The sequence below is a fragment of the Mesorhizobium sp. M0058 genome (assembly GCF_040323095.1).
Taxonomy (GTDB): Bacteria; Pseudomonadota; Alphaproteobacteria; order Rhizobiales; family Rhizobiaceae; genus Mesorhizobium.
The window spans coordinates 350,169-357,773 of record NZ_JAMYUQ010000007.1; the positions used below are offsets into that span (position 1 = coordinate 350,169).

The following is a 7,605-nucleotide window of genomic DNA, read 5'->3' on the forward strand; positions in this document are numbered from 1 at the left end:
CCTAGAGATCTCGCTGCAGAGCAACGAGCCTAGCGGCCAGCGCTTCGGACCGCTGTCGGGTTTCGCTGAGGAAGATGACATGGCAGTAGGCGCATGCCGTCACGCCCAGAAACAGCACAAGACTGTTGTTCAAGGTGAAATCGACCGTAAGTTGGAACGGAAGGCCGCCGGGTACCGTGAAAGAGGCGATCGTGCTGGCTGTTTCGGAATGGCTGGTGACAGCGATCATCAACCCGGCGAAAAGCAGGGCGACGTGGTTGGCAAGGAAGAAGAACGCGGCCGACCTTCTTGTGCGGCACGCCATCCAGCAAACGATCGACGCGGCGGCCAGCATCAAGGCATCAAGGACCATCGACGACCCGAGATAAAGATCGACCTGTTGCCAGAACATCGTCGACAGCGGCCTTAGTTCAAGCCAAAACCGCCACATTGTGGGACTGGCCGGATATGCTCCCAGCAAGAAAGTCGCCATGCGCTCCCCTGCCAAGATCAGCAGGATCAGAGCTGGGAAGGCAAAGAGCATTATCGACTTGCGCTTCATGTCACCCTCGACAAATTGGCAACAAGATAGCTTGCAGAGATTGAGCGAGGCTTAACGGAGCGTTGGTGGTCCTGCGGCAGCGCAGCCAGCGGCGCATGGCAGCTGCATATCAGAAAGCGCCATGCGCCATTAGTTGTTTTGGGTGAGCACGAGCGTCACCACCTTCGGCTCGACTCGTTGCAGACATCGTTCCGGAATATTGGGCCACATCGCCTTGGCGCATCCCTCTTCGCCTGGCGCCGGCGCCAGCGAGAGTTCTGAGCTACGGGCTTCCTCGGCGGTCGACAGGAATACCTGTGTAGCCAGCGCGGTCGCCATGGATACCTGGACGAGGATAAGAGCGTAAGCGAAACTTCTGATCATCCGCTCGCAACGCCGAATTCGCGAACTGGTTCCAATGGCCTGCCCACCGGGTAACCACGATCGCGATTTTTGCGCTTCAGTGCCTTAGCAGTCATCGAATTCTTAGATAGCAAACCTTCGTCCATGTCCCAGCTCCTCGCCCAGACCGCGGAAACGGACGCGGTGGTTGTGGGCTCGACGTAGGTCTTGCCATTGCTGATCAGCGTGATTGCGCGGCAGACGACCGGTTCGATCTTCCGCGCGTGGCGCAAGGAGGATGTGGACGCGAGCCGCCTCCAAGTGCCGCTCAAGATTATCGAGATTCTGGACGATGGTGACACCGGGGAGATCGCGCCGCGCGTCTCCCAGTCGGCCAACAATCAGAACGAGGTCGACATGGCCGACTTCTCGTCCAATCATCGCTTCCACCGACGGATGCAGGAGCTTTCGGGTCGATCTGGGCGCGCCCGGCGGGCGGTATGCAACGTCAGTCACGCTGGTTCTACGAACGTGCGCGCGGTAGCGACGAAAGCTTCCTGCGCGGGCGTTTGACTGCGGCGTCGGCGCTGGCGCACCGGAGAAGTCTGCTGTTCGGGCTTCGTGCCGGCCGCTGCTCGCGCCAACTGTGGGTAAGTTCGCCGTCCCATCCGCTCGTCATGCCCTTCAGTATCGAACGCCTGGCTACCCTTCTCAGTCCATAATCGTTGGGCTTGCTCGCCTTCTGGGCTCTGGACCTTCGCGGTCATCCAGAGCATCGCGCCGTAGTTGGCAGCGCGATCGTAGTTGGTCAGATCAACGATGCCTGCCGTGACGAGGAGGCCGATCGGACGAACATACACGAACAAACATATCAATTTGTGTTGCAGCCATGTTGGAGGGACAGCAAGGAATGGGCCGAGACATGCCCGGAAAGAAAGGATTTAAGCGACACAGAGCCGGAAAGTTCGTGCAACATGGAACTACCCCAACCGTAATCGCCAGAAATCGAAATAAGCTCCCGGATGGGTTGGGCCGCCTTGGAGATGGCGCAGACGATCGAATAAGATGGGTCTCGCCACCTACCTTGGACCGCGTCCGCAAATTGAAAAAACGCGAATATGTTGGGCGCGAAGCTCGTTACTTCTGGCGAAACGCGGAGTGGAACGACACAACCAGGGGGCCTAAAATGTAGTCCAGTGCGGTGCGTTCCTCGGTGAGGATCATGACTGACGCCGGCATGCCCGGATAAAGCGCAATCTGTGGGGCCCCGGCCAATTCCGCGGGATCGACCGCTACGTCGGCAAGATAGTAGGGAAGCCCGGTCTTGCTGTCGGTGACGCGATCCGCCGAAATGCGGGTGATCCGTCCATGAATGACCGGTATCGAACGCTGCTTGTAGGACGTGAAGCGGACCTCGGCCGTCATGTCGGCGCGCAGGCTGGATATGTCCTCGACCTTCACCTGCGCCTGAACGATCAACGAATTCCTAGTCGGCACGATGTCGAGGATGGTCTGGCCGGGGGCGACGATCGCGCCGGTCGAGAAAACGGTGAGATTCATCACCTGGCCGTCATAGGGCGCCCGCACTTCGGCGCGGTCGACCGTGGCCTGCGCGGCGAACATTTTCGGTACCAGGTCGGCGAGGTTGGACTGGGCGTCGATCAGCATGGTTGAGAGTTTTGCGCGGCGCTCGTTGGTGAGCTGCGCAATCTGGCTTTCAAGCTCGGCCTTACTCTGGCGGTTTCCGGCTATATCGCCGAGAGTCTGGTCGATCAGGCCCTGCAGGTCGGAGGCGGAGCGGTCGAGCTCCAGGACACGCGTGCGCGTTGTCAGGCCGGCCTTCAGCAACTTGTTGAGGCCTGCCTTTTCATCAATTGTCGACTTGAGCTGCGCACGAAAAGATTCGACGCGCGCCTGCTTTCCATCGATCTGCTCGTCGAGTTCGGCTATCCGTTTCTGCAGGATCTGCTTGGCACCGGCCATCGAGGCGCGCTGGCTCCCGAGGTCGGCAATTTGGTTGGTCATCGCGTCCTGCAGATAGGCCTGGTGCTCAGCGGTGATGTCCTTCGGAAAGGCGACTGCCTCATGGCCGTCGAGCTCTGCACGAATGCGGGCATCGGTAGCGCGCAACAACGCATATTGCTGCGAATAGAGGTTGAATTCGGAACGGGCGTGCGTGTCGTCGAGCACCACCAGCACATCGCCTGCCTTGACGATGTCGCCATCCTTGACGCGGATCTCCTTCACCGTGCCGCCGTCGAAATGCTGTACGCTCTTTCGATTGCCTTCCACCTTGACGATGGCGTCGGCGAGCACGGCGCCGTTCAGCGGGGCAAAAGCCGCCCAGCCGCCGAAGATACCGAAGAAGGCAATGATGATCAGCAGGCCGACAGAGGCCGGCACCCGGATCGAATCCGGGGCCAGGATACCGGTTTCGCCGGACAGGCTCCGGTAGGTGAGGGCGCCGTCGCTCATCGATCTCTCCGGCCACAGCTCATTGGGTTGCCACCGCCATTGGAGCCGCGCGCTGGTTGAGCAGCGCCACGATCTCGTTTCTCATGCCGAAGGCCTCGACGGCGCCATCGCGCAACAGAAGGATCTTGTCGACATTGGCCAAGGTCGAAGGCCGGTGCGATACGATGATCACTGTGCTGCCGCGGCGCTTGAGCTCGATCGCGCACTCGCTCAGCGCGCGGTCGCCATCGGCGTCGAGATTGGAGCTCGGCTCGTCGAGAATGATCAGGTTCGGCGTCCCGAATACCGCACGAGCAAGAGCAATCCGCTGCCGATATCCTCCCGACAGCACTGCGCCGCCTTCGCCGATCTGGGTCTTGTAGCCCTGCGGCAGCCGAATGATCATCTCGTGAACGCCGGCGAGCCGCGCGGCGGCTATCACCTCCTGGTCGACATTGGTCTTGAAGCGGCCGATGTTGGCGGCGACCGTATCGGCGAAGAGTTCGATATCCTGCGGCAGGTAGCCGATGTGGTCGCCGAGCGCGTCGTGCCCCCACTGCGACAGGTCGGCCCCGTCCAGCCTGACGGTGCCGCGGCTGGGTTGCATGACGCCCGCGAGATGACGCGCCAGCGTCGACTTGCCGGCGCCGGAAGGGCCGACGATTCCCAGCGCCTCGCCTGCGTCCAGCCGGAATGATACGTCGCGGAGAAGCACTTTCTGCTGGCTGGCAATTGCAAAGCTGACCTGCTCGACCGAAATCTTGCCGGTGGGCTTCGGCAGGTTGAAAGATCTTTCGTTGAGCGCCCCCCCGTCGACCAGCTTCTCGACCCTTGCCAACGCCGCCCGGGCCAGGATCAGGCTGCGCCAAAGGCCGACGATCTGCTCGACCGGCTGTAGCCCCCGGCCCAGCAAGAGGCTCGCCGCAAACATGGTGCCGCCGGTGATCTGCCGCTCGATCACCAGATAGGCGCCGAAGCCGAGGATCAGCGACTGCATGGTGAGCCGCAGGAACCGGATCAGGCCGGACATCAGGGCGGCGCGATCGCTTGCCTCCGCTTGGCGCCGCAGCGCCAAGTTACGGTCGCGCCCCCAGCGGCGGATGAGACCGTCGATCATCCCCATGGCGCGAACGACTTCCGAGTTTCTGAGGCTCATTTCGGTAAAGTTGTAGTTGGTCGTCGCCAGGTCGTTGGCCTGCTTCAGCGGCGAACGCACGAGATACTCGTTGAGCACGGCCATGGCGATCAAGAGCAGCGAGCAGCCCAGCGCGAAGAAACCGAGCCACGGATGCAGCAGGAAGATGATGCCGATGTAGATGGGTGACCATGGCAGGTCGAACAGGGCATGGATGCCGCTGCCGGTGATCACCTGCCTGAACGTATCGAAATCGCGGATCGGCTGGCTTTGCGAGGAGCCCGGCGATGGGGTTTCGACCGACGCGGCGAGGATCTTTGCCGACAGCAGCCGGTCGAGCCGCGCGCTGGCACGCGTCAGGACCCAGGCGCGCACCAGATCGAGGCCGGCCAGCGAAAGGAAGGCCGCCAGCAACACAAGGGTCAGCATCACCAGCGTGGTTTCGCTGCCGCTGGTGACGACCCGGTCGTAGATCTGCAGCATGTAAAGTGGGGACGCGAGATAGAGCAGATTGATCGCCAGGCTGAATGCCGCCGCAACGAGAAAATAGCGGCGGCATGCGCGAAGCGCGTCCTTCACAATCTTGGATTTGTTGTCGAGACTCAACTACCCAGCGGAAAACCGCCCCCCCTGTCCACGCCCGGAACCGATACTACTCCTGATCGTCCAACCGGCCACGTGATCCCTTCCTCTTCCTGCCGTAAACCTTAATTCGTAAGCTGAATCAGGAACCGGCAGCATGAGGAGAGCCGCGCCTATCCGCGCGGCTCTCCTTTTGGTTCACATCACAAAGTCGCTCACTTGCACCACCGTGCTGCCGGTGCCGTCGTCGGCAAGTGTGAAGCTGTGGGCATCGTAGACGCCGAGCAGGTGGAGCGTGGCGTTGTGCGTGCCGTCCGTGACGGTCAACGTTCCTCCGGTGCCGTCGAGGTCCGCCTGATAGGCAGCGGACGTTCCGGTGCCGAACAGGATGTCTTCGAGGTTCACCTTGTCGTCATTGGTGATGCCGGCGATGCTTCCGCTGAAATCGAAGGAATCGTCCAGCTGCAATGTGCAGGCAGCATTCGCCGCGAACGTGACGTCGGTTGAAGAGGCCGCGCCGAACTCCAGCTTCGACAGGTTGCCGATCGTGGCATCGCCGTCGCCAGTGACCTGGCCGTTGATGTCAATGTTACCGCCATTGGCCCAGATCATGCCGGAATTCGCCAGCCCGCCGGTGATCGTAAGGCCGCCGGAGCCGGTTGCCTCCAGCGTTCCCGAATTGACGACGACGCTGCCCCCGGTGTCGATGACCAGCGCATTCGAGCCGGTGGCGATGATGGTGCCGCTGTTGTCGAGGCTGAGCATCCCGCCGCCCAGCTGGCCGGCCCCCGAGATCGTGTTGTCGACATTGACCAGGGTGACGCCCGGCCCCGTGCCGGAGATGACGTTGGCGGTGCTGTCGGACAGCAGGATCTGCCCGCCACCCTGCAGGGTCACGCCATGCTGGATGACCTGCAGCAGCGTATCGCCGCCCATCGAGTCGAGCGTGATGAGGCCGCTGTTGTTGATAATGCCGCTCAGCGGCAGCAGAGCGCCGTCGCCGATCGTCATGGTGCCTGAATTGTTGACCACCGGCGTCTGGTCGAAGACGAAATTACTTCCGGTGAGTGCGCTTGAGTGCACGCCATCAAGCGTGATCGACTGCCCGTCGCCGAGCGCTATCACCGCGTTGCCGTTGGCGTCGTCGACCATATGCGCCTGGACGTCGGCGAAGCTTGCCAATCCGTTGTACCCGATGAGGTCGATCTGGTCGGCCGCAGCGTCGAAGCTGTGCACCGTGTCGTTGCCGATCGGCTGCGAGAAGACGAAGAGATCGTTTCCGCTGGAGCCGGTCAGCACGTCGTCGCCGGACCAGGCAAAGATCGGCGAGCCCGGAGCGTAGGCCTCGACATTGTCGGCAACCGACGCGGTGCCCACGGTGCCGTCGACGTTGATCCAGGTCATCTGGACGTCGAGCACGGCTGCTCCGGTGAAACTGGCCGGCGTGGTGACGGTCAGGCCGTGCAGGTCGCTGGTCACAACCGTCCAGCTGCCGTCGGCGTTGTCGGTTGCGCCATCGATGCTCCAGCCCGAAGGCACGTCCTTCACTGTGACGGTGATGAGCGCGCCTTGCTGTGACGGATCGGTCAGGGCGAGATTGATGGGCTCGCCGGAGACGCCGGCGGGAAAGCTTTGGTTTCCGGGATTATTTATGGGAATTGCATTTGAGCCTAGGCCTGGGTTTCCGGCAACGTCGGTATAGCCGTTTGCGAGTACCGTAATCGAGTGAGTTCCCGAGCCGGAGTTGCCCACGCCTGTCACAACTACTGTAAATTGGGTTTGGGTGGCGTTCGCAGTCACTGAGAAAATCGTTCCACCTACGACCTGCAAATCTGCGGCGGTAAATGTACCTGCTGTCAAAGCTTCACTGAACGTGAGAACAACAGTTCTATCGTTATTTGTGGGTGCCTTAGTGACGGTGGCTGGTGATACGACGAACGGTTTTGTGGTATCGCCGCCGGTATCGATGGTGACCGTGTCGGAGCCGGCAGCGCCGGTGTTGCCGGCAGGGTCGGTGTAGCTGCCAGCCGCCACCGATACTGACCCCGTCGCAGAAACCCCGTCGGTCGCCGTGAAGGTGGCGTGGTAAGTGGTCGCGGTATCCTGTGTGAAGCCGGTGATCGTGCCATTCGTCGGCGTGATGTCGCCTACCGTGAAGCTGGCGCCTGGCGCCTCCGAGAAGGTGAAGGTGACGTTCGAGTTGTTGTCGGTGTCGCTGAGCGCGCCGTCGACGATGTTGACGATGACGCTCGGGTTGAGCGTGTCGATGGTGACCGTGTCCGTCCCGCTGGTGCCCAGATTGCCCGCCACGTCGGTGTAGCCGGCGTCAACCGTCACCGAGCCCGCCGTCTCGCTGGCGTCGGTCGCCGTGAACGTCGCCGTCGCCGCGGTATGCCCGGCGTTCCAGGTGAGAGCCGACAGCGTGCCGCCCGCCACCGTGATGCCGGCGCCGCTTGCCAGACCGGCAAACGTCGCGTCGCTGACCTTCTCCGAGAAGGTGAAGGTGACGTTCGAGTTGTTGTCGGTGTCGCTGAGCGCGCCGTCGACGATGTTGACGATGACGCTCGGGTTG

Annotated in this window: 7 protein-coding genes; 1 reads left to right on the forward strand and 6 read right to left on the reverse strand. The window is 61.8% G+C overall.

From position 1 onward, the window contains the following. Position 1: 1 nt before the first annotated feature. Positions 2–541: a hypothetical protein gene (locus NKJ75_RS14810; RefSeq protein WP_023833459.1), complete on the reverse strand. Its 540-nt coding sequence runs from the start codon at positions 539–541 to the stop codon at positions 2–4. Positions 542–670: 129 nt separating this feature from the next. Then, a complete protein-coding gene (locus NKJ75_RS14815) occupies positions 671–904 on the reverse strand; it encodes a hypothetical protein (RefSeq protein ID WP_023681013.1) in 234 nt (77 codons plus the stop codon). A gap of 186 nt (positions 905–1,090) precedes the next feature. On the opposite strand from NKJ75_RS14815, the gene NKJ75_RS14820 reads away from it, so the two are divergent. Further along, positions 1,091–1,435: an AIPR family protein gene (locus NKJ75_RS14820; protein WP_352499866.1), complete on the forward strand. Its 345-nt coding sequence runs from the start codon at positions 1,091–1,093 to the stop codon at positions 1,433–1,435. Here NKJ75_RS14820 and NKJ75_RS14825 read toward each other — a convergent pair. The 4 genes from NKJ75_RS14825 to NKJ75_RS14840 form a co-directional block, all read right to left on the reverse strand. After that, the gene (locus NKJ75_RS14825) at positions 1,375–1,722 is read right to left on the reverse strand and encodes a conjugal transfer protein TraD (RefSeq protein WP_348524520.1); all 348 of its coding nucleotides are present in this window, start codon (positions 1,720–1,722) and stop codon (positions 1,375–1,377) included. The genes NKJ75_RS14820 and NKJ75_RS14825 overlap by 61 nt on opposite strands. 277 nt (positions 1,723–1,999) lie before the next feature. Continuing rightward, positions 2,000–3,337, reverse strand: coding sequence for an HlyD family type I secretion periplasmic adaptor subunit (locus NKJ75_RS14830; RefSeq protein WP_023833457.1), 1,338 nt, complete (start codon positions 3,335–3,337; stop codon positions 2,000–2,002). Between the two features lie 19 nt (positions 3,338–3,356). Beyond that, positions 3,357–5,030, reverse strand: a complete 1,674-nt coding sequence (locus tag NKJ75_RS14835) for a type I secretion system permease/ATPase (RefSeq protein ID WP_245274101.1) — start codon at positions 5,028–5,030, stop codon at positions 3,357–3,359. A gap of 201 nt (positions 5,031–5,231) precedes the next feature. Further along, positions 5,232–7,605, reverse strand: a 2,374-nt coding sequence (locus NKJ75_RS14840; RefSeq protein ID WP_352499867.1) for a beta strand repeat-containing protein, incomplete at its 5' end; no start/stop codon positions are given.